Origin of the sequence: Vibrio harveyi, from assembly GCF_030060435.1 — a bacterium.
GTDB classification, from domain to species: Bacteria; Pseudomonadota; Gammaproteobacteria; order Enterobacterales; family Vibrionaceae; genus Vibrio; species Vibrio harveyi.
Map to the genome: position 1 here is coordinate 1,223,323 of NZ_CP125876.1, position 25,224 is coordinate 1,248,546.

Consider the following 25,224-nt stretch of genomic DNA (forward strand, 5'->3'; position numbering starts at 1 on the left):
TTATCAATATCACTGATTTATGTAACTAATCTAATCTTATAAGGCGACAGCTTCAACCGTAGAGCGTGGAAAAATGAGCTTTTTAGGAAATAGAACAAATAAAGAGAGAAATAACGTTCAATAATGGGTAACTTTTCATCAACTTGTCCGCGAGTTCCGATCATTAATGGATGAAGATAGAGCCTGAATTTGAGAAATCATTGCGATATTGAAGCGTTTCGGTAAACTTGCGCCACCCGAACAGTGAGAGACAAACACATGGCAAATACAGCAGCCGCTTTACACATTCTGGTAAAGCACAAAGAACAAGCTGAAGACATCATTAAGCAACTTAAGAAAGGTGCTAAATTCCAGACGTTGGCAAAGAAATACTCAACTTGTCCATCTGGTAAACGTGGTGGCGACCTAGGTGAGTTTCGCCGTGGTCAAATGGTGCCACAGTTCGACAAAGTTTGCTTTTCAGGTGAGGTTCTAACTCCGCACCTAGTAAAAACTAAATTCGGCTGGCACGTTGTAAAGGTTCTTTACCGTACTTAGTTTGAATCGCATTTAAAAAGCACCTTGTTAGGTGCTTTTTTTGTGCCTAAAACGACTCGTTTTGTTACCTCTCTAACAATTAACCGTCATTCATATTGAATGTTGAACTGTCAATGATGTATTAAGTATGCATCTAGTTGTTTATTTTGGTGAAGAGCATGACTGTAAAAGACTTGAAGCACTTGGATGACCACGCACAACCGCAAAGCATTGCCTTTAATTATAAAAGAAATAAAGCAAAAGCTATTTTGACTCTAAAAGGGATTCTAGATGGAATTCATGCTGATAAGCACTTAAACCCTATTGAAGAAATCTATTTGAGAGCGTGGAAAGACAATGACATTTTCAACTTCAGAGATGGGGACTTCGTTGATATTCATGAGCAAATTGAAGACATTTTAGAAGATGGCGTGATATCAGCTTCAGAGTTGAAAGACATACAACAAATGCTTCAAGATATTCTCGACTATGGAGATTTAGAGGATGGAGGCTACGAGAGTACCGTTAATCATCTTCTTGGCTTTTTAAGTGGAATTAGCGCGGATGACACCATTTGTGATATGGAAATTGAACGCCTTTCGAGTTTACTTGAAAAAGATAAAACTCTATCAAGTATCTGGCCCGCTAATGCGATTAAAAAGAGATTAGATGCTATTTTAGCTGATGACTTGGTTGATGAAGACGAAAGGAAAGAACTGTTAGATCTAATAAAAGCAGTCTCTGGTCAATCAATGCTTGATACTGGCTTAGCTTATGGAATGACTGCCGATTTTTCCACTACGCAAGATGGTCGTTTGTGTATCAACGGTAAGCGAGTCTGTTTTACAGGTAAATTCTTGAGTGGTACTCGTAAAGTTCAAGAACAGCGAGCTAATGCTCTTGGTGCTGAAATAAAAGGGACCGTTTCAAAAAGTATAGATATTCTCGTATTAGGATCTATTGCTAGTAGGGATTGGCGCTTTACTAGTTACGGAAGAAAGATCGAATCCGCTCTCTCATTGCGAGACGAAGGAGTAAGCGTGGAAATTATTAACGAGGAACTATGGAATGCGTTAGTAGGCTGTTCAAATTAAGCTTTTACTGCATTCATAACGCTAGTGCTATATCTGACATGGTCTACTTTTACTAAAAGCCAAGCATCGCTTGGCTTTTGCTTTAGCTAGTACTCATTGCATACTGAGTTCCTGAATTGAAGTCCTCTAACCGTAGCGATGATTGTTCTGGCTCTTCGACAAAGACAAAGATTTCACCGTCTTTCTTGAGGACCTTCACGCCCATTTGCGATAACTCTAGTGCTAATTGGAATGGGTTAACGTGATAAAAGTGCTCTACATAAGTCCATAGTACATAGTTCGTCAGTATTTCCTGCTCACCAAATAACCCTTCTAATGCATATTGCAAAAAGATGTGCGCATCGATCATTGTCTCGCCCGAGTTGTTGGATATCGTGACGATGGCAATTTCATTTAGAGCATCCAGTACTTTCGAAACTTCGTCTTCAAGGTCTGGGTAGGTATCTTTGTTCCCTCTACGGACATTACGTTGAAAGGAGTGAGATTCGTCATTCTTGAATCCAAACGCATGACTTGCTTTGTATGAGAGGCGATACACTGTTGAAACAGAGGCTTCAAACTCTTTTAGCTTATTGAGCACCGTCTGGTCGTCTGCTGGTACTTTGGTTGCCGCCAGTGCTTTTGCTTGTTGAACCCGCTGATAGACCTCTTCTCCTGCAGGTAAAATATCGAGACAAGAGGCTTGCTTTTCTGAGCTTGCTTTCCAAGCGCCAAATCGAATGACATCGTCAAGTTTGAACTTGGATAAATCCTCATCGGTTTCTATTTCTAACGTTTCATACCAGTGCTCACGCCACATTTGCATTTCCTTCATGCGGTATGCTTTGTTGTACCTTAAGTGGCAGTATATGTGGTACGAAAAACCAGTCAGAGCAAAAAACCAAGGCAGCCCTAGATATTGATAGTAATGAGATGAGTCACTAAAAATAAGACCGTAGATTAATAACCCGACAGAGGCAAATAGCGCTAGGATAAAGCAGATAAAATTAACGAGGAAAAACATATGTTGGTAATCGTTTTTATCATAAGTTTCTGCTTTAAAAGCAATCCAAGCCGCTACGACCATTCCAAAAATGCCTGCAGTAACCAGTTGAATGCAGATCGCGAATGTAACTCCCCAAAAAGACATGTTTTTCCTCATGCACTCAAAAATAAGCACAAATTGTTGCATATGTAATTTTAAAAGGTGACCACCCTATAGCTAGGTGACGACGCGCTTCATAGTTTCATTGCTCTATGTATTGTTTTGTAGTTCTAAAGTGTTGAACTTGATGGATTCTTTTTCCATCTAAAGGGTGATTAAAGGGATAGGTTTCACTTTGAGCGTTTTATTATTCGCACCAACTGTGACGTAAGCAGCAGTTTCACTTTCTTAAATATTTGTTACATATGGTCTTGTTGCGCTCTTTTCTCTCATTCTTATTGAGAAAAGGCGTATTAGTTCGATTAAGCATGGGTTATGATGAGTTCAATAAAGTATTTATAAAACAGATACTTAGTGGTTCATGTTTTCATGTCTAGTTATCTCTATGGTGTTAAAGTGCTTTTAAACACACGTTTAACCCTTAACAAGGGATGAGCTACGCCTTGTTTTTCCCCCTAGCAGAAACACAAAAGGGGTGAGGGCGACGCGTCAATAGTTCTTATAATTTCGGCTATTGGATTCGCTCACGACGAATTTGAGTAACAATAGGTGAGCGAACGCGACGAGGAGAGAAACATGAGTGGCTTACAGGAAACACTATCAACAGGTGCAAATGTTATCTTGCACGCTTTTGATTGGAAGTATGCTGACATTGCCCAACGCGCATCGGAAATCAGCGAGCTAGGTTATGGCTCGGTGTTGGTTTCTCCACCGATGAAAAGCGCACAAGACGAACGCTGGTGGCAGCGTTACCAACCTCAAGATTATCGGGTTATCGACAATGCACTCGGTAACACAGTAGATTTCAAAAACATGATTGAAGCACTCAATCATGTAGGCGTACTGGTTTATGCCGATGTCGTTTTTAATCATATGGCGAACGAAGCGCACCTTCGTCCGGATCTACAGTATCCACGTCAAGGCGTGATGGACGACTACCAACAAAATGCGAGCAAGTATCAAGACCTGATTCTATTTGGCGATTTATCTGAGCCGCTATTTGACGAAAATGACTTTGTTGAAGCCTTTGGGATCAAAGATTGGAAAGACAAATGGCAAGTGCAAAACGGTCGAATCACTGGTGGTCCTACCGATCCTGGCTTACCAACTTTGCGTGTATGCAAGCACGTTGTTGAGCAGCAAAAAGCGTATTTAAAGGCGCTTAAGTCAATGGGTGTGAAAGGTTTCCGTATCGATGCTGCGAAGCATATGACCCTAGAGCACCTAAAGCTGGTTTGGACAGAAGAGATCACGCGAGATGTGCATATCTTTGGTGAGATCATCACCGATGGTGGCGCAACAGAAGAAGAGTATGAGCTGTTCTTGGAACCGTATTTGAAAGAGACACGATTGGGTGCATATGACTTTCCGTTGTTCTCAACCATCTTTAAGGCGTTCTCAAAGAAAGGCAGCTTTAAGTCTTTGATCGACCCGTACTGTTTTGGTCAAGCGTTGTCGAACCGTCGAGCCATTACTTTTGCCATCACTCACGATATTCCAAATAACGATGTGTTCTTGGATTTAGTCATGGATGAAGAGAATGAGTGGCTAGCGTATGCCTATATCCTAGGCCGCGATGGAGGTGTACCACTTGTTTACACAGATTTGGATACCAGTGGCATAAAGGGCGCAGATGGTCGACCAAGATGGCAAAATGCGTGGCAAGATGCGCGTATGGCGAAGATGGTAGCGTTCCATAACCTAGTGCATGGTGAACCGATGACGGTGCTTGAAGGTAACGACGATATGTTGGTGTTGCAACGTGGTGAAAAGGGCATCTTAGTGCTGAATAAATCTTCACGAGCGCAATCACTACAACTTACCTTGAATAAAGCCTTGGTAGACATGATGACAGGCGAAGAGATGCCTTGTACTGAAGAGATTAAAGTGGCAGCAAAATCGGCGATGCTGCTTGTAGAGAAATAATACCCCTTGAAGCGCAAACTGCTTTAGAGTTTGCGCTTTCTTTTCCTTTTTGTCGCTTGGGATTGAGTGCTTAGTCGATGAGCTTCGCGACGATTTTTCCGACCGTTCGTTGCTGACGAATAAAGACTAGAGCTTGAGCGACGTTTTTTAGTTCTACCACTTCCAATTTTGGCACCATAACCTCTCCGCGTTCTAACATATGCGAGAATTCCACCCCAGCGTTAACCATAGAAGCAAAGCCTTGTTCACCATGAACATGCCCTGAGCCTAGACTCAACTGATGAAAAGTGAGTCCTTGCAAGAAAGCGCCCGGGTATTCTGTTGCGCGAGTTGTTCTTACTAGTTCAACCATTTCACCTTCAAAGCCAAGCACAGAGGCGCATAAGATGTCGTTGTCGCCACCAACGCAATCCAAAGAAACTTCCACTCCTAAGTCTTCAGTAATTGACATAACTTGCTCACGTACATTCTCTTGTTTGTAGTCAATTACGTGTGTTGCACCCAACGAACGTACGAAATCATGGTTTGCAGCAGAGCTTGTGGTTATGATGGTTTCTACGCCGAAGAAGCGAGCTAACTGAATAGCAAAACTACCAACGCCACCAGAGCCGCCCGCAATAAAGATACTCTTACGGGTAGAAATGTTCAGCTTGTCGACAAGGGCTCGATAAGCCGTCCAACCTGCACATGGAGAAGCGGCTGCGATTTCTGGATCAACATCAGGATGCGTAACCAGCGTGCGCGAGTCCTGAATTGCGTATTCGGCAAAGCCACCGCTCATTCGACGCATGTTGCCATGGTAGAGTACGCGATCGCCCACCTGCCAACCTGATACCTTGTCGCCAATGGCAACGATTTCCCCCGAAACATCGAGACCACCAACGAATGTATCATCTATCCCGTCGACCATCTCGTGCCAAAGGTTTACTTTTGCATCGACAGGATTGAGCCCAACGGCATGAACTTTCACTAGTACATCGAAGCTGCTGTTTATATCTGGCGTATCGATGTCAGTATAAGTAAAGGTATCTTGATCTTTTTGATAGGTGATTGCTTTCATTCGTTTCCCCAGAGGGTTTGGAACCCAGATTTATGCAGCCCAACAAAGTTAGGATAGTTGGAAATTTCCATGCTGTTCGATGCGTATTCCCACGCACCTTGAAGTCATTTCGACATGTTAGCCATCACATAAGTGAGCTAAAAATTATCATTTGTTTTGAATGTAATAAATTTCTGTAATCAGAGGTCTCTTAATGAGTGGCACGATTGGCGAGCAAGATGGCACCTTTTGCCAGTGTGTGGCGTGATTGGATTGCATAAACTGTGTCCATACCAACTACGCTGTGACCAACAGCGAATCAGTCAGAACATTAGAGGACAAGCACATGGCAAATACAGCATTAATTACAGGCGCATCAGGTGGTATCGGTGAAGAATTAGCGCGTATACACGCCGAAAAGGGTGGAGACTTAGTGCTTGTAGCCCGCTCTAAAGACAAGCTAGAGGCACTGGCAGCAGAGCTTCGCGACAAACATAAGGTACAAGTTTTTTTCATTGCAGAAGATTTGACTGAAGCTGAATCTGCTTCACGTGTGTTTGAACAAACCGAAGCGCAAGGGTTGCAAATTGATATTCTCATTAACAACGCTGGCTTTGGTGGTCACGGAAAATTCCATGAACGTGATCTCGTGGCGGACCAAGCCATGATGCAACTTAATATGGTGACGTTAACCAATCTGACTCACTTGTACCTGCAAGGCATGGTGGCACGCAATCGCGGTAAGATTTTAAATGTGTCATCAACGGCGTCGTTTATGCCAGGTCCATTGCAAGCGGTGTACTACGCAACTAAGGCTTATGTTACTTCGTTTACCCAAGCGATAGCAGAAGAGCTTAGAGACACCAACGTAACTGCCACAGCTTTGTGTCCGGGTGCGGTAGCGACGGGTTTTGTTGCCGCAGGGGATCTACAAGGAGTGGAAGTCTTCAAAAATGCTAAGTCTCCTCGTTCTGTTGCTGAGTGTGGCTATAGCGCTATGGAACAAGGCAAGTTGGTGGCGTTCAACGAAGGCGGTTTGAAGTTCATCCTTGAGTGGATCGTCCCTTTTCTACCAAGAAAATTGGTGCTAAAAATATCGCGTCAAACTATGGAAAAAAGTGCTTAGGAATCAGATATGATCAAGCGAGCGAGTCAGTTCAGCGTACCTCAGAGTTGGAAAGTGCTGCTTAACGATATGGATATCGACCCGCAATTGGTGCTGGCATACGCCAAGTTACCTGCCGACTCATTCATTCGAGCGTATAGCACTTGGAGGGGAGTCTCCCCTGGGCATTATCGAGAGCAGCGTCATTGAGTACAAAACGAATAGAAAGGAAAAGCGCCGAGCATGTCGGCGCTTTTTTGAATGGTGCTTTTGTCCACACACCTTTCAAGTTCTGTTTTTTTACATAATCAGAGCTATTTCACTAAGTGCTGACCCATTACACCGTCGCCTTTTTCTAAGCGAGATGAAATGTCACCAAACAGATCCGGTAAGTCGGCTTTGATCGTGTAGTTATGACCGTCATTCAACTTATTAAAGTCCACTGAGTACTGTGTGTAGCTGTCATCATACTGATAGCGTACGTTCATCACTTTTTGGTCTAAGTTGTACACCAAACCATAGATGGTCGCGTAGCCGCGCATTTCACCATTCACAGGGCGGTTTGCTGCATCCAATGGGATTTTGTAGGTCACACTGTCGAGTTTCGCAATGCCATTGGTGTAGCTACTTGGCTCTTTAAGCTGATCCTTCATATAGCTGTTCCAGATAAAGCGCTGAGCAGAGTTGATGTTACCCGGAATTGGGAACTCACCATTCACATCACTCTTCGCTTTTGGTTGCGCTTCTTGCCAGTTTTTCAAGTGTTGCGCGTACTCTGGGCTGTTAGTCATCACGTTATATTGTTTGCCATGATGCACTTGCCAAGCACCATTAATGTATTCCAATACGGCAGAATCGCCACTTGCATCTTCTAGTGAGTAATGTCCCTTCATTTCAATGCCATTGTGACTGAACTGTTGTATTTGGATCGAATCTAGGTGCTTCAATGCTTCATCAACGGATGCAAAACTATCGATCAGGTAAGCGACAAAGCGCGAGTTTTCAACTTGTTGTTTTCCCGCTTGTGGCGCGCCAGAGTTCTCTTCATCCAAGAACAATGCATTCGCCGCAAATCCTTTCTCGTTAAAGCCGTCAATAATGCCCACGCCGTAGATACTCACACCGATAGAAGCGTATTTCGATGTCCACGTAAGCGCATCGCCTTTATCGTATCCACGGTAGGTTTGACCTGCGTGGCGAACGTCAATAGTTGGCTGATTGGCTTCCATCCAATCCATGGTACGAGAGACAAATACACCGTGGTCTTGAGTCTCCCAAACCAAACGTGAACACGCATTTGCTGCGGTAGAGATGCTGCCGACTGCCATTGCGACTGATGCTGCTAGAAGTACTTTTTTGCTAAAACCTTTCATTGAATTGCCCTCGTAACGTTTCAATACGAGGTCATTATTACGTGGAATATTCACCATGTAATCTCAGTTATGTTGCAAACTTTGCAACAAAAGAATGTCGGTTGAGCTAAGATAAACGGGTTTATTATTTGAGGATCTTCTAATGCCCAGAGCCAGTTTTGACCAACTTACTGCATTTGTTGCTGTCGCGGAGCATGGATCGTTTAGCCAAGCCGCAAGGGTAATCGGGAAAGACAGGGCGACGCTGCATCACCAAGTCAGCGATCTCGAAATTGATTGGGATGTGATCTTGTTTGAACGCAAAGGAAGAACACCAGTCTTGACGGAAGTAGGGGCGACGTTAGTTACTCAAGCCAAGCACATCCTTTACCAAATGCAGTCTTTAGAACTTTCTTGTGATAGCTACTCTCAAGGGGATGTTCCGGAAATAACGATTTGTCACGATATGTCGGTGCCGTGTGATGCCATCGCAGACATCGACCTGTCTCTGCGCAAGCAATACAAAAATACGGCGATTCATTGGTTACATCGCAGCCGAGATGAAGCGCTAGACATGCTTATGGCGAAACACGCGGATTTTGCGGTGGTACTTAACAGTGGTAAAGCGTTCCCAACTGAAGGGATGTCTTTTATAAACTTGGGCTATCCGAGGTTTACCTTCTATGCGCATCGGAAAAGCTCGATAGCGCAGAACCCCGTTGTGACTCTGCAGGACCTCGCATCACATCACCAATACATTGCAGAGAATTTCAGTACCAGTGCACTTGGCAATCAACAGGTGATGTCACCAAATATCTCCCGAATCAGCAACATTGATGTGTTGATGCGACTATTGAAAAATGATGGCTTTGCCTTGCTTCCTCATCATTTAGTGCAAGCTCATGATGAAAAGAGCGAATTTGTCCCTTTAAACATAGACTTTATGGCGAACGAAGGTCGTGCAGGTTATGTATTATTAAAGCGAGGCAATACGTTAAGCCCTGTGCATCAAAAGCTGGTGGCGTTGGTGACCGAATGGTTTGATGAGCAGGTTTAAAAACTGCTTAGCATTTATCGCAAGAAGAACCGTTTTGGTTGCAATCTGTCATGCGACCTTGTTTATCGAATGAGAAGCTACAACATTCCTCAAACAGCTTTTTCAATTCTACCCGTCCTTTTTGAACACGTGATTTGAGAGTCGAGTAGCTGATGCCTTGCTGTTCTGCGAGCTTCTTTTGGCTCATACCTTCAAGCTCAATAGAAGAGAGCAGTTGCGATTGCTCTTCTGGTAGCGCCTGCACAAACGGTGCAATGCACTTTGACAACTCTTGTTTAAGACTCGCTGCTTGTTCTTCAAACCACAGATCTTCAGCGATGAGGTCATTATCACGCTGGTTTCGTGCACGTTTGCGGTAGAAATCGATGATGGCGTTATTAGCGATTTGGAATAGCCATGACTTGATGCTCGATACATCACGAATATCCCCAAGATTCTGATAAGTCTTAAGCAAGATTTCTTGTTTGAGGTCGTCTACATCATCTTCATTACTGACTTTAGAGCGCAAGAAGGCGTGAATAGCGTGTTCGTATTCGCTCCAAATCGATTCAAGGTTAGCAGTTTTCATTGATACAACACTCGTCACGCAGGAAGCCAATAACCGTATCTAAACATTCATACTCAGCAACACAATACAAAGTACGACCTTCACGACGCTGACTGATTAATCCAGCTGAGGCAAGGCTCGAGATGTGATGAGAAAGAGTAGAAGCTGGAATGCCAAGTTTATCTTGTACGCCACCAACTGCGATACCTTCATAGCCCGCTTTAACCACCTCTTTATAGATACATAGACGGGTAGGGTGTCCTAGCTCTTTGAGCGCTTTTGCTACAGCTTCGAGTTCCATACTGACCTCTTGGAATGACTGACGATAAATACATTTCGATGATAGTGAAAGTGTAGATGAATAGCAAACAAGAAAATTTCAATATCTAATTTATTGATTAGTAAGGGTTAAATTTACATTTCGATATTTATCGAAATATAATGGTTGACGCATCGATTTTTAATTCTATAATTCGAGAAAAATAGAAATGAAGAATTCAGCTTCATTAGGAAATTTACAGTTACTGATGTGACATCAGTAGGAGATAAAATATGAATCCAGAAATCATGACAATGGCCAAAGAAGCGCTTGATATGTTTGCGTTTCTTGCAACCGAACTAATCATTCTATTCCTAGCAATTAGCTATATCGTGGGTGTGTTGCAAGACTTTCTAACACCAGAAAAAATTCAGTCTATCCTGAGCTCTAAAAAGGGTAAGGGCTACTTTATTGCAGCGTTGCTAGGCTCGATTACGCCTTTCTGTTCATGTTCAACGATTCCTTTCCTAAAAGGATTGTTGCGTGCAAGGGCGGGTTTTGGACCAATGATGGTGTTCCTATTTGCAAGTCCACTGCTTAACCCAGTGATCATTGGCTTGTTTGTGGTGACCTTTGGTTGGAAAGTGGCAGTATTCTACTTTGCTATTGCGATGACAGTATCAGTAGTAGCAGGTTATGTACTTGAAAAACTAGGGTTTGAGCGCTACGTAAAACCAGAAGCATACGAAGCAGTAGGTTCTTCTTCATGCGGTACTTCTTGCGGTGACTCAAGCAAGAAAAAAGAAGAAGCGAAACCAGCATCTAGCTGTGGTACCAGCGCTTGTGGTGAACCAGCTCCAGTTGTGGCGAAAACATCTTGTTGTGGTGATGCGCCAAAAGCTGAACCTAAAGTGGAAGTATCTTGCTGTTCATCAGACGGTACTGCAACAGCGACGATTGTCGAAGAGAAGCAACCAAGCCGTTGGGTTCGTATTTGGCACTCAACTTGGAAAGACTTTAAACAAGTGTTCCCTTACCTAATGATGGGGATTGCGATTGGTTCATTCATTTATGGTTTCATCCCAACGGATCTGATTGCAGAATACGCAGGTGAAGCGAAGTGGTACGCGATTCCGGTAGCAGCAATCATTGGTATTCCATTGTACATCCGTGCAGAGGCAGTGATTCCACTAAGTGCGGCGTTAGTACAAAAAGGTATGGCATTGGGCTCAGTTATGGCATTGATCATTGGTAGCGCTGGCGCAAGTCTTACAGAAGTGATTTTGTTGAAATCTATCTTTAAGAACCAAATGATTGCAGCTTTCCTATTTGTCATCCTAAGTATGGCAATGGGCGCGGGTTACTTATACAGCTTTATCTTTGCTTAATAAAAGTTAGACGGGATAAGCACGATTACTTAAAAACAAAAATCCCCAAGTCATTCAGACTTGGGGATTTTTTATGTTTACCGGATGCGCCTGTCAGGGATAAGGAAACAAAAAAGAGCCCATTTAAATACAGCGAAATGGGCTCTTTGTTTTCGGAAGAATGTTCATAGTCGAGGCTTAATTACTATAAGACAATGACTACGGGTTCTTCTGATTCTGCGATTGGCTCTCGCGTAGGATGTGAATACTCCGAGTTTTGAGTAAAGTCATCAGGACTGTTGCCATTTAAAGCGGCACACTCTTCGTCGGTAAGCCATCCAATAAACTCCGAATCTTGATCGAAGCACACTTCTTTGGGCGTAAACGCCGCAGACTGAAATGATAAAAGCATCAAAAGTGACGCAAAAAAGAGTTTTGACATGATTAAATATTCAACCAATTGTTTATTAATAGACGGATAATTATAATTATTGTGATGTTCGTTCACATTTTTCCGGCTGAAATGATATTGATTGGTTATTTTATTGTCAATGTAACTGAATAAATATTTGCGATAACTATCAATAACTTTTATCGTTCGCCAAGTACTTCGAACTCGTCATAGGTCAGACGAGAAAGACCGTCAGCTTGGATCTCCCATAGTTCTTTGTGCACCACACCAAACGCTTTGTTCATCGTCCAATCGGACGTCAGAATGTAACCTTGTTCGCTATCTTGTTCCCATTTCGTGTTGGTGTAGTCCACGCTGTTAAAACCTTGGTCCATGATGTTTTGCCAGAATGCTTGAATTGCTTCACGACCTTCAAATGTACCAAAAGGTTTGGCAACCATGATTGCATCTTCGGCGTATTGTGCTGCGCATCCTGCAGCGTCCTGATTATTAAAAGCGATTTGCCATGCTGAAATGCCTGCTTGAGCGCGTTCTAAAACTGATTGAGTCATCCTGAAATTCCTGTGTTTGGTGTTTGTTTATGTGGCAATCATAGAGGTAGAATTGAATTAGAAAAACAAACGAATAAGAACAGAATGTTCTGCTAAATAGAACAATGAGGAAAAGTGATGAATAAGCTGCGTTTGATGTCTCTATTCGTTCATATTGTAGAGTGTGGGTCGATCTCCAAAGCCGCAGAGAAGTTAGAACTTTCTAAATCTGTACTGAGCTCTGCACTCAAACAACTTGAGGGGGAGTTGGATACGTGTTTACTTAAACGCACGACCAGAAAGCAAACGTTGACACCCTCTGGTGAGCGCTTTTATCAGCAGTGCGCGCAAATGACGAAGCAAGCGGAAGAGGCATGGCTAGAAGCAGCAGAGTTGAAGCAAATCCCAGTGGGAGTGATCACCGTGACGGCTCCCAGCGCATTAATGCGCTCGATCGTATTACCTGCCTTAACGGCTGCTTTTGCCGATTACCCCGATGTGCATTTAAATTTGATCAGTGATGATAAACATGTCGATATCATTCAGCAGAATATTGACCTTGCGATCCGAGTTGGAGCGTCTGGTGATTCAAACATTAAACAGCGGAAAGTCGGGCAGTTTTGTGACGTATTGTGCCGCGCGAGAGGGACGCAATCTGATATTGAAGATGCTTCTTATATCGCGCAACATTGGCAGGTCGAACCCATTGTTCATACGTTCTTTTTGGAGAAACAAGACCACCAAGTTCAATACCCAGTGAAGCATCGAGCGAACAGCGTGTTTGATGTGGTGAGTCTTTTAGAGATGGGATTGGGCTTTGGGGTTGTTCCTGATTTTATTCTGGACTCGAATCCACTCCTTGAACCAGTACCTAATGCACAAGCCTCAAAAGTGAATCCAATTTACGTATTACATCCTTATCATGCTCATGTGCCGATGTCTGTGACATTAGCGATTCAAGCAATTGAAGAACGTATTGAGCAAGTGATTACATGCAGAAGCTAAGAGTTTGACTCCATCAAAATTGAGAATGTAAGGAGCATTAATCCGCTGCATTTTTATTCGGGATCAATCTTCATCATTATTTCACCCCACGTTTAAAATCCCTCGTCTACACTGTTTGATGAGTTGTCAGTTGGCAGACCAAGGAGGCAGCCATGATTGCAGTTCATCGAGAGTATTGTTTATCGAATAGCCCAGATTTACACGCCCATGTTGAAGTCAATCCCGTCGGCAAACTGGAAGTCGAAATTGTCGAACTTCAAGAGCACCATACTACCGAGTTTGATGATCTTTCTTTTGAAAGCAGCGGTGCTCAAACTCGTATTTGTGGTAAAGAAGATACGGTCCCATGGCAGTTTAATCTTGCTAAGACCGATGCGTTAGAGCTTTCCCATTTAGTGGATGAAGCGAATGAAGAGTACGAGATCTTAATGAGTGATCTTATGTAACGCGGTTGTTTTTGGGGCAATAAAAAACCTCCCAGTGGGAGGTTTTCGCGTTTATTGAGCGTCTTCTTTCGGAAGGTGAAGTTCTTGAACATTTTCTTCGTTGAAGTCGTCCGCGTACCCTTTTGGTGGTGGAGTCCAACCACGTTCGGAACGCGAAAGCTTATCGTGACGATCCTTCTGCATTTCCTCTGCCATTTTTTCTTCTAGATGAATAAATAGCTGACGGAAGTTATTGTCGTAACGTTCACCTTCCGAATCATCTGCCCACGCTTCATAAAGCATGTCGGACTTACGATCTTCTACTCGTTTGTAAGTCGCTTTTTGTTGCTCAACGAAGAACGGATGAATCCCTAAAGACTTCATCACATGACCGCCCATTTCTAAAGCGGAGTGGTATGTTTCGGATTCAATGATGTCAGCACCCGCCTGTCGAAGCAGATAACCGTGACCACGGTCGAAAGCGCGCGCGATCACTTTCACTTTCGGATAGGTGTGCTTAACGTATTTGACCAATTCAACACTCGCTTCTTGGTTATCTATGGCAACCACAAGTGCTGCTGCGTGCTCAATGCCTGCTGTGTGCAACATATCTGGGCGCATAGCATCACCAAAGTAAGCGCGTGTGCCGATTTGGCGCATGTTATCTACTTGGCTTGCTTGGTGGTCTAATACGACCGTTTGAACGCCGTTAGAAACCAACAAGCGATTGATGATCTGACCAAAACGACCGATGCCCGCAATGATGACTGTGCCTTGTTCTTCAATGGTGTCACTTTCACGCTCATTCGATTCACTCTCGAAGCGAGGAAGAATAACCTTGTCGAATAGGATAAATAAGCCGGGTGTTAGGAACATAGAGATCGCAACGACTAATGCCAGTGTTTGCGAAAGTTCGAACGGAATGACGTGGTTTTGAACTGAGAAGCTCAGCAATACGAAGCCAAATTCACCCGCTTGCGCCAAGCTCAAGGTAAACAACCAACGGTTGCTGCCTTTGATACGGAAGATAAAAGCAAGGATAAAGAGAATCGCCGCTTTCAGGACCATTACGCCAAGCGTCAAGCCGATGATCAAACCAAAGTCGCTGAACAGCACAGAGAAGTCGATGCCAGCACCGACGGTAATGAAAAACAGACCAAGCAAGAGCCCTTTGAATGGCTCTATGTTTGATTCTAACTCGTGGCGGAATTCACTGTTCGCCAATACTACGCCTGCTAGGAAAGTACCTAGAGCAGGGGAGAGACCGACTAAGCTCATTAACGCAGCGATACCGATCACTAGCATCAATGCTGTAGCAGTAAAGATTTCACGTAATCCAGAGCTTGCGACGTAGCGGAATAGTGGACGACTTAAAAAATGCCCACCAACGACTACGATAGCGATGGAAGCCGTAATGACCATGCCGTACGCCCAGCCAGGAAGTCCAGCAACTAAGCTGAGCTCTTCGTGATGCTCCGCCGCAGATTGCGCTGCAGACTGTGCCTGCTCCACAAGTTCAGGGAGTGCCAATAGTGGAATGAACGCCAACATTGGAATAACGGCAATATCTTGGAAAAGCAGTACCGAGAATGCGTTTTGACCCCCTTCGGTTTTAGTTAACCCTTTTTCGCTAAAGGTTTGCAAAACAATCGCCGTGGATGAAAGCGCAAAAATCAGACCGATCGCTAATGCAATCGTCCATGGCTGACCAAAGTAAAGCGCAATCGCCATGATCAGTGCTGCTGTACCACCAACTTGGAGTCCGCCTAAGCCCATTAAGCGATTACGCATCGCCCAGAGCATTTTGGGTTCAAGCTCCAAACCAACCAGGAACAGCATCATCACTACGCCAAATTCAGCAAAGTGTTGAATTGTCGTTGTTTCTTCACCAACTAAACCAATGATTGGACCAATAACCACACCGGCTATGAGATACCCAAGCACCGAGCCTAAGCCTAAACGTTTTGCTAAAGGAACGGCTATGACGGCGGCAATAAGGTAAACAAAGGCTTGTAAGAATATCCCTGTCATGACGCTTCCTTAATTAGTTGTGGTAGTGCGCTGTTAAGCTTGATAAGCGAAGCGGCGGCTTCAATGTCTAGCGTGTCGCTAACTAACGCATTGAGCAGTGTTTTGTAACGTTCAACATGCTGATCGATTCGGTTTTCTTCTTGTGCAGTACGAGAACCAAATAGCGCGAGTGGTGCGATGTAATTCATCCCCGTGAGTGCTGACATTTGCTCGATTGGAGCAAGCAGCTCTCGAATGGTGAAATGGTTATAACCTTCAGCTTTGTACGCTTCCTCTTTACCGCCAGCAGATAACACGCAAAGTAGGGTTTTGCCATGAAGCTCTGTGCCTTCAGAGCCATAAGCAAAGCCATATTCCAACACGAGATCTTGCCACTCTTTTAAAATGGCTGGTGTGGAGTACCAGTACAATGGGAATTGAAAGATCACCACATCGTGGTCACGCAATCGCTGCTGTTCGCGGTCAATGTTGATATTGAAGTGCGGGTATTCTGCGTAGAGATCGACACAGGTCACGCCTTCAACGGTATTAGCTGCTTTAAAAAGAGGAGCATTCACTTCAGAGCGATGCTGGGAAGGATGCGCAAAGAGAATGAGGACTTTTTTATTTATCATGAGGATCCTTGCTAAGCGTCTAAACTATTTTTGCTATAAGAATGAAAGACTTTTAATTGCTGTAACAAACTGTAACTCATAAACCTTATCCTATCTACTTTAGGGATAGAACAACGAAAAGTTTAAAATCACTTTCAACGAAATGAAGATAATCTTAATTCGCGAAAGTGATACTTTTTCTATATGCAGTAGAGCGATTACACAAAGATTTTTCCCTGCATGTAAAGCACACCATCGCCCGAGACTTTTACCTGCTCTGCTTTAACCTCACAATGAAGAATGCCTCCGCGTGTAGACGCTTGATACGCCACGAGAGAGGTTTTTCCTAGTTCTTCTGCCCACAAAGGTGCCAAACCGGCATGAATTGATCCAGTTACTGGATCTTCATCACCGCCGTTAGCTGGCCAAAAGTAGCGTGAAACGAAATCATGCTCTTCTCCTTTTGCTGTGACGACAACATCATAAGGAGCAAGTGTTTTAAGCTGTTCGGATTGATATTGAACCTCGAGTATTTCGTCTTGGTTTTCGAGCACTACAAAGTACGCTTGTGGGCTCAATAACACGCGCTCTACTTCGCAGCTTAAGCCTTCAATCAGTGCTTGTGGAATATCGGAAATAGGTTGAGGGATTCGTAAAGGGAAGGTCATTTCGATCTTACCCAATGCGTTTTTTTCTACGCTGAGTGTTCCCACTTCTAACGTATGAAACTCGATTTTTTCCTGTACGCCTAATTTCTCAAACAACACCAGTGAAGCGGCGAGAGTGGCGTGACCGCAGAAATCGATTTCTGTCATTGGCGAGAACCAGCGAATCTCATATTGGTTTTCACCGACAGACTTGAGAAAAGCAGTTTCAGACAGGTTATTTTCAGTAGCAATGCTCTGCATGAGGTCTGGGGTTAACGATTCTTTTAATGGGACGACTGCAGCAGAGTTACCTTTAAACTGAGTGTCAGTAAATGCGTCGACGATATAAATATCTAATTCCATCCGTTCTTCCTTGTTCATTGGTAATGAGCTAACCAGATCAGTCTGTCCTCGGTGTCGAGAAGCATTTAAGTGGTGATTTAACTTAAAGTGTCAAAAAATGGCTTAAACTGATTTAGTGTGATACTTATTGAAAGGTTGCTATCTCTATTCGGGAATACACTAATTCCGAACTTAAGAAATAGGAACATTATCATGAAAGCAATGACTAAATCTGTATTGGCACTCAGTTTACTTACCATTGGTTCGGCTCAAGCGTTTGAGCTGTCGAGTAAAGATATTCAAGAAGGTCACCCAATGGCGAAGACTTTTGAATACAACAGTTGGGGATGTGATGGTGGAAACCATTCACCACAATTGATGTGGAAAGATGCACCGGCTGGTACAAAGAGCTTTGCTATCACGGCGTACGACCCAGATGCGCCAACAGGTAGTGGCTTTTGGCATTGGATTGCATTCAATATCCCGGCGTCGGTCAGTGAGTTACCTCGTGATGTTAATATTGCTAAATTGGGTGGTAAAGAATCTCGCATCGATTATGGAACGGTTGGTTTCGGTGGCGCATGTCCTCCAGAAGCTGACGGCATGCACCGCTACCAATTTACGGTTTGGGCACTGCCAACAGATAAACTGAATTTAGATGAAAATACACCAGCAGCTGTGGTTGGTTTCACACTGAATAGCATGGCGTTAGACAAAGCTAAGCTGACGGCGACTTACACCCGCTAAAGTGCAGCAGAAATTAGGGCGAGGGGAATCGATGAGCCACCAATATCAAGTCACGTTGTTTCGTGCAGAGCAGTTACAAAAACTGCGTAATGTGAGGATTCATTCCCCTAGTATTGTGCAGATCATCACGGGCAGTAAGCGTTTATTTTGGAAAGAGTCGGCACTGGACCTCTCTCATTCTGAATTACTGTTGTGTGAAGCCTGTGCATCGCTGAGCTTTGAGAACTTGCCACAGAAAGGAAAGTTCCTTTCGCGAATGTTCAGTTTCCACTGTTTGCCAACAGAGACCATGCTTGAACTTAGTATGAGCATTGGTGGAGAAGGCGAACAACCGACACTGTTGGCGGATAAAGCATTGGAAGATACGTTAAACGCCCTGTTTTCATTTGACCAGCAGTCGATGAGTCAAGAAACCCAGACCTTCTGGGTGATGGGGTTGTATCAACAACTCGCGGAACGAGGTGTTTTGCACCACTTGTTTGCCAGCGCCAATACTACGTTCAGTCAAAAATTAAGCCGTTACTTATCACATTCACCTGGTGAAGAGCACTCACTAGAAGGGGTCGCTGAGCGTTTTGCAATGAGCCGAGCAACCATGATCAGAAAGCTCAAGCAAGAGGGAACGCAATACCGAGAAGTTCTCGCGGAAGTACGCTTAAATCATGCTCTGTATTTAATGCAAAACGGTCACTACAACGTTGCCATGTTGGCACAATTGTGTGGTTACCAATCCGAAGGACGCTTTAGCCAACGCTTCAAAGGGAAGTTTGGACTTACTCCAAGCGATTACATCAAAACGGTTGTTGTGAACTAAATCCGACGACAACATTCAGGTCACTTGAACCCTTGTTGCGGTGGGAGCGGGGTTAAATCGGTTGTAGCGAGTTCTGTTAAGAGTTGCTGAAGTAACTGTGCTGCGTGAACGTTCGCCCTGACTTTATCGGTGTCATTCAGCTTGCTGCTGTTTTCTTCATTCAAGTATTTAATCGTTTCTTGGGAAAGCTTGAGAACAGCATGCCACTTCAGTTTTTTATATTCTAAATTCATACCCAAACTCCTTTTGAATCTTCAATTTAGAACATTGTTTAACCCTCAAGTTAGCATATTAGAATTTGTTGAGCGCGTTATGCCTATTAACACAAACAAAAAACGCCTTTCACATTTATGAAAGGCGTTTTTGAGCGATGATTACGAGTTGTTATTTATAGTATTTCTGCTTCATTTTAAGCGCAACGTTCACCAGAGCAATCAATACGGGTACCTCGATAAGCGGACCAATTACACCTGCAAACGCTTGATCTGAGTTCAGACCGAATACTGCAATGGAAACTGCAATAGCAAGTTCGAAGTTGTTACCCGTTGCGGTGAAGGCAATTGATGCGTTCTTGTCGTAATCGATACCCATTTTCTTACCAACGAAGAAACTCACGAAGAACATCAATACGAAGTAGATTGCGAGCGGAATGGCCACTCGGAATACGTCCATTGGCAGTTCTAGAATCATTTCGCCTTTCAAGCTGAACATCAGCACGATCGTCGCCAGAAGGGCAATCAAAGTAATTGGTGAAATGCGCGGAATAAATACCTCGTTGTACCATTGTTCACCTTTTGCTGCGACCAGCCATTTACGGCTTAGGAAGCCTGCTAAAAATGGAATACCAAGGTAAATTAGCACGCTTTCAGCGATGTCCATCATTGAGATATCAACCACGAAACCTTCGTAACCAAAGACAGGTGGCAAGACAGTAATGAATAGCCATGCCATCACACTGTAAGTCACGATTTGGAATGCACTGTTCAACGCAACCAAAGCTGCACCGTATTCTTTGTTACCACCGCCAATGTCGTTCCACACCAATACCATCGCGATACAGCGAGCAAGACCGATAAGAATAATGCCGACCATGTACCCCGGATGATCACCTAGGAAAGTCAATGCAAGGATGAACATCAAAATAGGGCCGACAATCCAGTTCATGACCAAGGACAGCGTTATGGCTTTTTTGTCTTTAGTCACCGTGCCTAGTAGGTTGTAGTTCACTTTTGCGAGTGGTGGGTACATCATCAAAATCAAACCAATCGCTAACGGTACGTTTGTACTGCCAACAGACATTGACTCGTTCCATTCTGCAACTTGAGGGAATGCAGCGCCAATACCTACACCGATTGCCATTGCGACAAAAATCCAAACCGTTAGGTAACGGTCCAAGAAGCTCATTTTGTCGCTGGCACTATTTAAAACTTGAGTAGTCATAGTGTTCTCTTATTCGTTTATCGTCGAAAGGCGATAGTTAAAGGTATAGTTTATCTTTGTGCGCCGTACCAGCACACAAAGACAATTAGTTAAATAGTTTGGAAAAATCTAGATTGAATTGATCAAACGCGTCGCGCTGAATGCGGTAGCAAACCTTAGGAGGATTTGGCTCTGCACTGATAAAGCCAGCCTGCTTAAGAATACGTAAATGCTCTGAAACGGTAGATTGTGCAAGACCAAGCTCAGAGACCAAATCACTGTTTAGGCAACCGCCCATGGTATCAAGCGTATGCAGAATATGAAGGATGCGCAAACGAGCGGGATGTGACAGCGCCTTAGCTTGAGCCGCTAACGCTTGTTCCTTCTCAAGTTGATGCTGTGTGGTCTCAAAAGCTACGCCGCAAGTTGTGTTGCATTTATCACTCATTGACAAGCCTTAATAGTTAATCGTCGAATTGCGATAAAGTGTACGCCTGCTCTATGTAAGATGCAACAATTCAATGGAAATTTAATCGGGAAATCACGATAAAGAAAAAGTTTAAGAAATATTTCCTTCAAAAACAGAGTTATATGAAAAATTTTAGTAGGTTACTAAAAGTTAACTAATTGCATTGTGGCTCTAGGTTACCATAATAAACCACATGAGGCGCACCACGGTTATCGCGTCATCTTGTGAACTTATTTAAAGGTAATCCCATGAGCAATGTACTGATCATCAATGCACACGAGCCATCTCCATACTCTGAAGGTCGTCTAAACGCTTCTCTTGTCGACAAAGCACAGACGCTTCTACAAGCAAAAGACCATGAGGTTCGCGTTGTGACAATGCAAGATGAAATCAACGTAGAGGAGCAACTCGCGCACTTTGAATGGGCTGATCAAGTGATCATCCAAAGCCCAATAAACTGGATGTCTGTGCCTTGGTCATTCAAAAAATACATGGATGACGTGTTTACTGCTGGCATGGGGGGCGCGCTATGTGCTTTCGATGGACGTAGTGCAGAGGACCCAAAGAAAAACTACGGTACGGGTGGTACTCAAACAAACAGCAAATACATGCTGTCACTGACATTCAATGCACCAAAAGAGTCGTTTGATGATGAGAATGAATACTTATTCCAAGGTAAAAGTGTGGACGATTTAATGCTTCATATGCACGCTAACTTCCGCTTCTTTGGTATGGGTGCACTACCGACTTTTGCTTGCTATGACGTAATGAAGAATGGCGACATTGAAAATGATTTTGCTCGTTTCGAAGCGCATATAAACGAAAACTTCTAATTATCCTAGAGTAATCGATGAATTAAGGTGGACTGCTGTATGCGGTCCATTTTTATTTGTTTGCGGCGAGGGAATGTTTTTATTACTCTAAAGCACGAAATGTAACTAACGTACTTTTCGTTACCTAGATTAGGTGCGTATCTTGAGGTGAATCGTGGAAAGTAGAATCAGTGTGGATAACAAAGGTCGCAAGTCTGTGGCGAATGTGTGCTCAGAGCCGTGTGCTATTGAAAAAGGGATGCGCTTAATTGGTGGCAAATGGAAAGGTTCTCTGATTTATCACTTGAAAGATGGTCCAGTTCGTTTCAATGATTTAGCACGAATGCTTGGCGGCGCCAGTAAGAAGATGATTGACCAACGTTTAAAAGAGTTGGAAGCCGAAGGCATGGTAGTACGCCAAGTTATCAGTGACCGCCCAATAGCAGTCAGTTACGAGCTGACCGAATTTGGGCGTACGGCACTTAAGATCCTTGATGATTTGCGAATTTGGTCTGAAACACACCAAATTGAGTTACGAAAGTAATAGCCGAATAGTGGTTTAGCACTACGAATTCACCGTTTAAGCCAATAAAAATGCCAGCGTATTGCTGGCATTTTTTATGTCTGATTGTTGTCTAGCGAGAGGCGTTTAGTAATCTAACGTACCTCGGATAGGGTAGTTATTATCTGGATTACGGATCCAAGCTAAACCACGTGATAACGCCCCAAGTTCTGGTCGAACAAACGGGTTGTTTGAGATATCGACGACATGCAAGTTGCCGTGTTCATTCACCACAAACAAACCGGGTTCTGCGAAATTGTGGTCGGTCTCTTGTTCTGAACGCGGTATGGAAATGTACAGACCCAACGTTTTCATTTGCTCTTCGGTGAGCCCGTAAGCAATAGGGAAGCTGATTTCGAGTTTCTCTAGGTGTCCTTCTAGCTGCTCTTTTGAATCGCCTGAAACTGCAAGAATATCAACGCCCGCTTCCGCGAAAGCTTGTTTGTATCCCTCTAACTCGTTGAGGTATTTGGTACACAGAGGACAGTGCTTACCACGATAAACGAATACAGCTTGCCAAGTCGCATCACCTTGCGGCTGACCTAATGTTACGCTTGAACCATCTAGCAAAGTTGCTTGAAGAGAAGGGAAATTGTCGCCCGCTTTAAGTTTTACTGAAGTTGCCATATTGACTCCTGAATCGGTCATTATCCATGAACCTCCTTTCTCAATAGCAGCTATTGGGTTGGAGATTTAAGCTTCAATGTAGACCCTGTTTCGAAGCATTTCAACTAGTTAACTTTTAGTAACCTAGTCGGAAATGGCAAGAATAAAAGATGGGAAAAGAAAAAGCAGAACTTAAAGATACAACGAAGTGGGGGTGTGGTATCAGGAGCTAAGTTCTGCTTGGTGTTGTTCTTTCCGTTATGACCAATTAAACAATTCGATCATGTAAGTCAGAGCTAAAACTTCAAGTTTGTTTTCTGATTGCGCTACGCGCTTTTGGAAATAAGCTGCCATGGTAGGCAACGTTTCAGTCGATTGAGTTGTGCTTCTACATCGCATGACATTTCCTCCTTGTTGCTGATGAATTCAGTATGCAAAGAAAAGAGGAGCTGAAAAAGAGAGTAGATTTCTGGTGTTTATTCCTAATTAGGTGCGGGAAGTGCGCTAAATCACCAATTTTTATTATCAGGGGAGCAAAAAGAGGAACAAAGTGATAGGAAGTTTTCTTATTTTCTACGGATGAAGTTGAGTAAAATAAACTTATACCCACTTATTGAGGGCGCTCGGTGTCTGATCTCAACTTGTTTCGTTATTACCAACGGCTTACTCCACTTGGCATTGGTGGTGAAGTCAAAACCACATTGCAGGAAGTTGCTGACTTGCTGTTTACTTCTCCTCGCCATGCACGCAGCTTGCTGTCTCAAATGCAGGAGCAAGAATGGTTGAGTTGGCAACCAAAAGCAGGGCGAAATCAACGTTCGACGCTTCTGTTAAATATTGAGCTGAGTGCACTAAAGGAAAGCCTCGCACTGGAGCGGATCAAACGAGGGAAATATGAAAAAGCGCTAGCGATCCTTGATGAAGACGAGGCGGCATTTGGTCGACTACTCAAGACCACATCAGGTGCATCCGTTCAAGAAGGTCGACTCAATATTCAGCTCACTTATAAACGCATGTTTGAACGTATTGTCCCGCACCAATTGCACCGCAGCAGTGAACGCTTTTTCTTGCGCCAAATTTATTGCTGCTTGGTATCGAGTGACTACTACGGTATGGTGAAGCCTGAGCTGGCACACCATTGGCGATATGATGAGAAAAGCTATGAGTGGACGTTTTATCTCCGTCCGGGGCTAACATTCCACAATGGCACACCGATAAATGCCGATACAGTCGTTAGTCTTTTTGCCAAACTCAGTTCACTCGAACTGTATGAAAAAGAACTTGCCCATGTGGCAAACATTACTGCGCCAAATCCTCTAAAAGTGGTCTTTACCCTTAGTAAACCAGACTTGGGGTTTGCAGGGCTAATCTCTGGTGTGAAATATGGCATTCAACCCGTTAGCCAAGTCAACGTTGCCAACAACAACTTGGTCGTTGGTAGTGGTCCGTTCTCTGTGATTGAGCACAGTGCTCATCGGTTAAAGCTGCAGGCGTTCGATGGTTATTACGCATGTCGAGTACTGACCGACATGGTGACGATCTGGATCGTCAATGACGAGAAGATGGAAAACCCATCCTTAGCCGCAAATCCCCCTCAAAAGCAGGTGGAAAAAGTCAGAGATGAGCTTTCTGAGAGCATGTGTGGGCATTATATGTCGACCCAAGATGCAGAGTCTGCACCTGCAAGCCAACATAGTCGTACAGAGGATGGATGTTTGTTCGCTCTGTTTAATCAGCATGCTAGGCATCCGCTTTCTCAGAGTCAACGTCGCTATATTGCAGAGTTAATCCAACCGGAGCGACTTACGGAGGTCATGCGCAAAGAAAATATTGTGTTTGGAAGCGTGCCTGCTTACAACTTACTACCAAACTGGAAGCCTGTATTACGTCCGTTTGGTGAAGAGAGCAAACTACCAAAAAACATCACCATTGCCGGCTATAACTATACGGCATTGCGTCGATGCGCGCGTGCAATCGCGAGTCGTTTAGAGGGAACGGGAAGTAAGGTTGATATCGTCATGTACACCTACCGAGAGTTAAGTGAAAAAGCTCGAAATGGTACCCTTGATGAGACGTTAGTGATCACCAATATCAACTTGGATGACAATCGCCACGCTTCGGCGTTTACTAACTTTTTCAGCAACGTCGTATTACATCACACCTTGGGAGAAGAGAATGCCGAATGGTTGAATGAGCAACTAGAGAATGTACGTGGCTATACGGCGTTAGAGGATTATCTCAAAGCGTTAGAGCCGATCGCCTCAACATTGGTCAGTGAGTATTGGATAGCGCCTATGTTCCATCATACGCAAACTTTACGCTTTCAAGGTGTTCTAGAAGACGTTGCCCTAACCAACTGGGGCTGGCCGGATATTCGCTCGGTGTGGTCGGCAGATTAAAGTAA

The 25,224-nt window shown here is 43.9% G+C and carries 29 protein-coding genes; 14 read left to right on the plus strand and 15 right to left on the minus strand.

The window, feature by feature from the left end:
• Positions 1 to 243: 243 nt before the first annotated feature.
• Both ppiC and QMY49_RS22035 read left to right on the plus strand, forming a co-directional pair.
• The gene (gene ppiC / locus QMY49_RS22030) at positions 244 to 537 is read left to right on the plus strand and encodes a peptidylprolyl isomerase PpiC (RefSeq protein ID WP_079722410.1); all 294 of its coding nucleotides are present in this window, start codon (positions 244 to 246) and stop codon (positions 535 to 537) included.
• Between the two features lie 158 nt (positions 538 to 695).
• Complete coding sequence (locus QMY49_RS22035) at positions 696 to 1,610, plus strand: BRCT domain-containing protein (protein WP_017818602.1); 915 nt, start codon at positions 696 to 698, stop codon at positions 1,608 to 1,610.
• Between the two features lie 82 nt (positions 1,611 to 1,692).
• Here the strand turns inward: QMY49_RS22035 and QMY49_RS22040 are convergent, their stop codons facing one another.
• Positions 1,693 to 2,739, minus strand: a complete 1,047-nt coding sequence (locus QMY49_RS22040) for a hypothetical protein (RefSeq protein ID WP_283314343.1) — start codon at positions 2,737 to 2,739, stop codon at positions 1,693 to 1,695.
• 591 nt (positions 2,740 to 3,330) lie between these two features.
• On the opposite strand from QMY49_RS22040, the gene QMY49_RS22045 reads away from it, so the two are divergent.
• On the plus strand, positions 3,331 to 4,680 hold the full coding sequence (locus QMY49_RS22045) for an alpha-amylase family protein (protein ID WP_038899171.1): 1,350 nt from the start codon (positions 3,331 to 3,333) through the stop codon (positions 4,678 to 4,680).
• Between the two features lie 70 nt (positions 4,681 to 4,750).
• Here the strand turns inward: QMY49_RS22045 and QMY49_RS22050 are convergent, their stop codons facing one another.
• On the minus strand, positions 4,751 to 5,740 hold the full coding sequence (locus QMY49_RS22050) for a zinc-binding dehydrogenase (RefSeq protein ID WP_283314345.1): 990 nt from the start codon (positions 5,738 to 5,740) through the stop codon (positions 4,751 to 4,753).
• 325 nt (positions 5,741 to 6,065) lie between these two features.
• Between QMY49_RS22050 and QMY49_RS22055 the strand changes: the two genes are divergently transcribed.
• The gene (locus QMY49_RS22055) at positions 6,066 to 6,845 is read left to right on the plus strand and encodes an SDR family NAD(P)-dependent oxidoreductase (RefSeq protein WP_283314347.1); all 780 of its coding nucleotides are present in this window, start codon (positions 6,066 to 6,068) and stop codon (positions 6,843 to 6,845) included.
• 9 nt (positions 6,846 to 6,854) lie between these two features.
• Positions 6,855 to 7,034 carry a hypothetical protein gene (locus tag QMY49_RS22060; RefSeq protein WP_005452512.1) on the plus strand — a complete coding sequence of 60 codons (180 nt, stop codon included), beginning with the start codon at positions 6,855 to 6,857 and terminating at the stop codon, positions 7,032 to 7,034.
• A 104-nt stretch (positions 7,035 to 7,138) separates the two neighbouring features.
• Here QMY49_RS22060 and QMY49_RS22065 read toward each other — a convergent pair whose 3' ends face one another.
• Positions 7,139 to 8,254 carry a linear amide C-N hydrolase gene (locus QMY49_RS22065; RefSeq protein WP_283314350.1) on the minus strand — a complete coding sequence of 372 codons (1,116 nt, stop codon included), beginning with the start codon at positions 8,252 to 8,254 and terminating at the stop codon, positions 7,139 to 7,141.
• Positions 8,255 to 8,339: 85 nt separating this feature from the next.
• Here QMY49_RS22065 and QMY49_RS22070 point away from each other — a divergent pair, with 85 nt between their 5' ends.
• Positions 8,340 to 9,233: a LysR family transcriptional regulator gene (locus QMY49_RS22070; RefSeq protein WP_283314352.1), complete on the plus strand. Its 894-nt coding sequence runs from the start codon at positions 8,340 to 8,342 to the stop codon at positions 9,231 to 9,233.
• A 7-nt stretch (positions 9,234 to 9,240) separates the two neighbouring features.
• Here the strand turns inward: QMY49_RS22070 and sigZ are convergent, their stop codons facing one another.
• Both sigZ and QMY49_RS22080 read right to left on the minus strand, forming a co-directional pair.
• Positions 9,241 to 9,801: an RNA polymerase sigma factor SigZ gene (gene sigZ, locus QMY49_RS22075; RefSeq protein ID WP_009703482.1), complete on the minus strand. Its 561-nt coding sequence runs from the start codon at positions 9,799 to 9,801 to the stop codon at positions 9,241 to 9,243.
• Positions 9,788 to 10,081 (minus strand): ArsR/SmtB family transcription factor, encoded by a 294-nt coding sequence (locus QMY49_RS22080; RefSeq protein WP_005433559.1) that lies wholly within the window; start codon positions 10,079 to 10,081, stop codon positions 9,788 to 9,790. Before QMY49_RS22080 ends, sigZ begins: the two co-directional genes overlap by 14 nt.
• Positions 10,082 to 10,332: 251 nt before the next feature.
• Here QMY49_RS22080 and QMY49_RS22085 point away from each other — a divergent pair, with 251 nt between their 5' ends.
• Entirely contained in the window at positions 10,333 to 11,427 is a 1,095-nt protein-coding gene (locus QMY49_RS22085) for a permease (protein WP_005452504.1), read from the plus strand.
• A 184-nt stretch (positions 11,428 to 11,611) separates the two neighbouring features.
• Here the strand turns inward: QMY49_RS22085 and QMY49_RS22090 are convergent, their stop codons facing one another.
• A complete protein-coding gene (locus tag QMY49_RS22090; RefSeq protein ID WP_005452502.1) occupies positions 11,612 to 11,848 on the minus strand; it encodes a hypothetical protein in 237 nt (78 codons plus the stop codon).
• A gap of 149 nt (positions 11,849 to 11,997) precedes the next feature.
• Positions 11,998 to 12,369, minus strand: a complete 372-nt coding sequence (locus tag QMY49_RS22095) for a YybH family protein (protein WP_009696409.1) — start codon at positions 12,367 to 12,369, stop codon at positions 11,998 to 12,000.
• A gap of 117 nt (positions 12,370 to 12,486) precedes the next feature.
• Between QMY49_RS22095 and QMY49_RS22100 the strand changes: the two genes are divergently transcribed.
• The gene (locus QMY49_RS22100; protein ID WP_283314366.1) at positions 12,487 to 13,353 is read left to right on the plus strand and encodes a LysR family transcriptional regulator; all 867 of its coding nucleotides are present in this window, start codon (positions 12,487 to 12,489) and stop codon (positions 13,351 to 13,353) included.
• A gap of 152 nt (positions 13,354 to 13,505) precedes the next feature.
• The gene (locus QMY49_RS22105) at positions 13,506 to 13,799 is read left to right on the plus strand and encodes a hypothetical protein (protein WP_005452495.1); all 294 of its coding nucleotides are present in this window, start codon (positions 13,506 to 13,508) and stop codon (positions 13,797 to 13,799) included.
• A 51-nt stretch (positions 13,800 to 13,850) separates the two neighbouring features.
• On the opposite strand, the gene QMY49_RS22110 is transcribed toward QMY49_RS22105, so the two are convergent.
• The 3 genes from QMY49_RS22110 to QMY49_RS22120 all read right to left on the minus strand — a co-directional run bounded on the left by QMY49_RS22110 (position 13,851) and on the right by QMY49_RS22120 (position 17,412).
• A complete protein-coding gene (locus tag QMY49_RS22110) occupies positions 13,851 to 15,809 on the minus strand; it encodes a monovalent cation:proton antiporter-2 (CPA2) family protein (protein WP_005452494.1) in 1,959 nt (652 codons plus the stop codon).
• Positions 15,806 to 16,423 carry an NAD(P)H-dependent oxidoreductase gene (locus QMY49_RS22115; RefSeq protein WP_005452493.1) on the minus strand — a complete coding sequence of 206 codons (618 nt, stop codon included), beginning with the start codon at positions 16,421 to 16,423 and terminating at the stop codon, positions 15,806 to 15,808. The genes QMY49_RS22110 and QMY49_RS22115 overlap by 4 nt, the downstream gene beginning before the upstream one ends.
• Before the next feature lie 197 nt (positions 16,424 to 16,620).
• Positions 16,621 to 17,412: a PhzF family phenazine biosynthesis protein gene (locus tag QMY49_RS22120; RefSeq protein ID WP_283314371.1), complete on the minus strand. Its 792-nt coding sequence runs from the start codon at positions 17,410 to 17,412 to the stop codon at positions 16,621 to 16,623.
• Between the two features lie 192 nt (positions 17,413 to 17,604).
• Between QMY49_RS22120 and QMY49_RS22125 the strand changes: the two genes are divergently transcribed.
• On the plus strand, positions 17,605 to 18,138 hold the full coding sequence (locus tag QMY49_RS22125) for a YbhB/YbcL family Raf kinase inhibitor-like protein (protein ID WP_005452491.1): 534 nt from the start codon (positions 17,605 to 17,607) through the stop codon (positions 18,136 to 18,138).
• A gap of 31 nt (positions 18,139 to 18,169) precedes the next feature.
• Entirely contained in the window at positions 18,170 to 18,952 is a 783-nt protein-coding gene (locus tag QMY49_RS22130; RefSeq protein ID WP_005452488.1) for a helix-turn-helix transcriptional regulator, read from the plus strand.
• A 20-nt stretch (positions 18,953 to 18,972) separates the two neighbouring features.
• On the opposite strand, the gene QMY49_RS22135 is transcribed toward QMY49_RS22130, so the two are convergent.
• From QMY49_RS22135 to QMY49_RS22145, 3 genes are all read right to left on the minus strand, one after another.
• Positions 18,973 to 19,185: a hypothetical protein gene (locus tag QMY49_RS22135; protein WP_005452486.1), complete on the minus strand. Its 213-nt coding sequence runs from the start codon at positions 19,183 to 19,185 to the stop codon at positions 18,973 to 18,975.
• Positions 19,186 to 19,336: 151 nt separating this feature from the next.
• On the minus strand, positions 19,337 to 20,392 hold the full coding sequence (arsB, locus tag QMY49_RS22140; protein ID WP_005425129.1) for an ACR3 family arsenite efflux transporter: 1,056 nt from the start codon (positions 20,390 to 20,392) through the stop codon (positions 19,337 to 19,339).
• Between the two features lie 85 nt (positions 20,393 to 20,477).
• Positions 20,478 to 20,819, minus strand: a complete 342-nt coding sequence (locus QMY49_RS22145) for an ArsR/SmtB family transcription factor (RefSeq protein ID WP_283314375.1) — start codon at positions 20,817 to 20,819, stop codon at positions 20,478 to 20,480.
• Between the two features lie 269 nt (positions 20,820 to 21,088).
• Between QMY49_RS22145 and QMY49_RS22150 the strand changes: the two genes are divergently transcribed.
• Positions 21,089 to 21,673 (plus strand): NAD(P)H-dependent oxidoreductase, encoded by a 585-nt coding sequence (locus QMY49_RS22150; protein ID WP_045486677.1) that lies wholly within the window; start codon positions 21,089 to 21,091, stop codon positions 21,671 to 21,673.
• Between the two features lie 154 nt (positions 21,674 to 21,827).
• Complete coding sequence (locus tag QMY49_RS22155) at positions 21,828 to 22,196, plus strand: winged helix-turn-helix transcriptional regulator (protein WP_017190783.1); 369 nt, start codon at positions 21,828 to 21,830, stop codon at positions 22,194 to 22,196.
• Between the two features lie 105 nt (positions 22,197 to 22,301).
• Here QMY49_RS22155 and QMY49_RS22160 read toward each other — a convergent pair whose 3' ends face one another.
• Positions 22,302 to 22,841 carry a redoxin domain-containing protein gene (locus QMY49_RS22160; RefSeq protein ID WP_009701413.1) on the minus strand — a complete coding sequence of 180 codons (540 nt, stop codon included), beginning with the start codon at positions 22,839 to 22,841 and terminating at the stop codon, positions 22,302 to 22,304.
• 237 nt (positions 22,842 to 23,078) lie between these two features.
• A complete protein-coding gene (locus QMY49_RS22165; protein WP_009696400.1) occupies positions 23,079 to 23,219 on the minus strand; it encodes a hypothetical protein in 141 nt (46 codons plus the stop codon).
• Positions 23,220 to 23,446: 227 nt separating this feature from the next.
• Between QMY49_RS22165 and QMY49_RS22170 the strand changes: the two genes are divergently transcribed.
• Positions 23,447 to 25,219 (plus strand): SgrR family transcriptional regulator, encoded by a 1,773-nt coding sequence (locus QMY49_RS22170; RefSeq protein WP_283314383.1) that lies wholly within the window; start codon positions 23,447 to 23,449, stop codon positions 25,217 to 25,219.
• Positions 25,220 to 25,224: the final 5 nt, after the last annotated feature.

Excerpts from the sequence above, each read along its gene's own strand:
- QMY49_RS22035 (WP_017818602.1), top strand. The coding sequence starts at position 696 with ATGACTGTAAAAGACTTGAAGCACTTGGATGACCACGCACAACCGCAA.
- QMY49_RS22040 (WP_283314343.1), bottom strand. The coding sequence starts at position 2,739 with ATGTCTTTTTGGGGAGTTACATTCGCGATCTGCATTCAACTGGTTACT.
- QMY49_RS22045 (WP_038899171.1), top strand. The coding sequence starts at position 3,331 with ATGAGTGGCTTACAGGAAACACTATCAACAGGTGCAAATGTTATCTTG.
- QMY49_RS22050 (WP_283314345.1), bottom strand. The coding sequence starts at position 5,740 with ATGAAAGCAATCACCTATCAAAAAGATCAAGATACCTTTACTTATACT.
- QMY49_RS22055 (WP_283314347.1), top strand. The coding sequence starts at position 6,066 with ATGGCAAATACAGCATTAATTACAGGCGCATCAGGTGGTATCGGTGAA.
- QMY49_RS22060 (WP_005452512.1), top strand. The coding sequence starts at position 6,855 with ATGATCAAGCGAGCGAGTCAGTTCAGCGTACCTCAGAGTTGGAAAGTG.
- QMY49_RS22065 (WP_283314350.1), bottom strand. The coding sequence starts at position 8,254 with ATGGTGAATATTCCACGTAATAATGACCTCGTATTGAAACGTTACGAG.
- QMY49_RS22070 (WP_283314352.1), top strand. The coding sequence starts at position 8,340 with ATGCCCAGAGCCAGTTTTGACCAACTTACTGCATTTGTTGCTGTCGCG.
- sigZ (WP_009703482.1), bottom strand. The coding sequence starts at position 9,801 with ATGAAAACTGCTAACCTTGAATCGATTTGGAGCGAATACGAACACGCT.
- QMY49_RS22080 (WP_005433559.1), bottom strand. The coding sequence starts at position 10,081 with ATGGAACTCGAAGCTGTAGCAAAAGCGCTCAAAGAGCTAGGACACCCT.
- QMY49_RS22085 (WP_005452504.1), top strand. The coding sequence starts at position 10,333 with ATGAATCCAGAAATCATGACAATGGCCAAAGAAGCGCTTGATATGTTT.
- QMY49_RS22090 (WP_005452502.1), bottom strand. The coding sequence starts at position 11,848 with ATGTCAAAACTCTTTTTTGCGTCACTTTTGATGCTTTTATCATTTCAG.
- QMY49_RS22095 (WP_009696409.1), bottom strand. The coding sequence starts at position 12,369 with ATGACTCAATCAGTTTTAGAACGCGCTCAAGCAGGCATTTCAGCATGG.
- QMY49_RS22100 (WP_283314366.1), top strand. The coding sequence starts at position 12,487 with ATGAATAAGCTGCGTTTGATGTCTCTATTCGTTCATATTGTAGAGTGT.
- QMY49_RS22105 (WP_005452495.1), top strand. The coding sequence starts at position 13,506 with ATGATTGCAGTTCATCGAGAGTATTGTTTATCGAATAGCCCAGATTTA.
- QMY49_RS22110 (WP_005452494.1), bottom strand. The coding sequence starts at position 15,809 with ATGACAGGGATATTCTTACAAGCCTTTGTTTACCTTATTGCCGCCGTC.
- QMY49_RS22115 (WP_005452493.1), bottom strand. The coding sequence starts at position 16,423 with ATGATAAATAAAAAAGTCCTCATTCTCTTTGCGCATCCTTCCCAGCAT.
- QMY49_RS22120 (WP_283314371.1), bottom strand. The coding sequence starts at position 17,412 with ATGGAATTAGATATTTATATCGTCGACGCATTTACTGACACTCAGTTT.
- QMY49_RS22125 (WP_005452491.1), top strand. The coding sequence starts at position 17,605 with ATGAAAGCAATGACTAAATCTGTATTGGCACTCAGTTTACTTACCATT.
- QMY49_RS22130 (WP_005452488.1), top strand. The coding sequence starts at position 18,170 with ATGAGCCACCAATATCAAGTCACGTTGTTTCGTGCAGAGCAGTTACAA.
- QMY49_RS22135 (WP_005452486.1), bottom strand. The coding sequence starts at position 19,185 with ATGAATTTAGAATATAAAAAACTGAAGTGGCATGCTGTTCTCAAGCTT.
- arsB (WP_005425129.1), bottom strand. The coding sequence starts at position 20,392 with ATGACTACTCAAGTTTTAAATAGTGCCAGCGACAAAATGAGCTTCTTG.
- QMY49_RS22145 (WP_283314375.1), bottom strand. The coding sequence starts at position 20,819 with ATGAGTGATAAATGCAACACAACTTGCGGCGTAGCTTTTGAGACCACA.
- QMY49_RS22150 (WP_045486677.1), top strand. The coding sequence starts at position 21,089 with ATGAGCAATGTACTGATCATCAATGCACACGAGCCATCTCCATACTCT.
- QMY49_RS22160 (WP_009701413.1), bottom strand. The coding sequence starts at position 22,841 with ATGGCAACTTCAGTAAAACTTAAAGCGGGCGACAATTTCCCTTCTCTT.
- QMY49_RS22165 (WP_009696400.1), bottom strand. The coding sequence starts at position 23,219 with ATGCGATGTAGAAGCACAACTCAATCGACTGAAACGTTGCCTACCATG.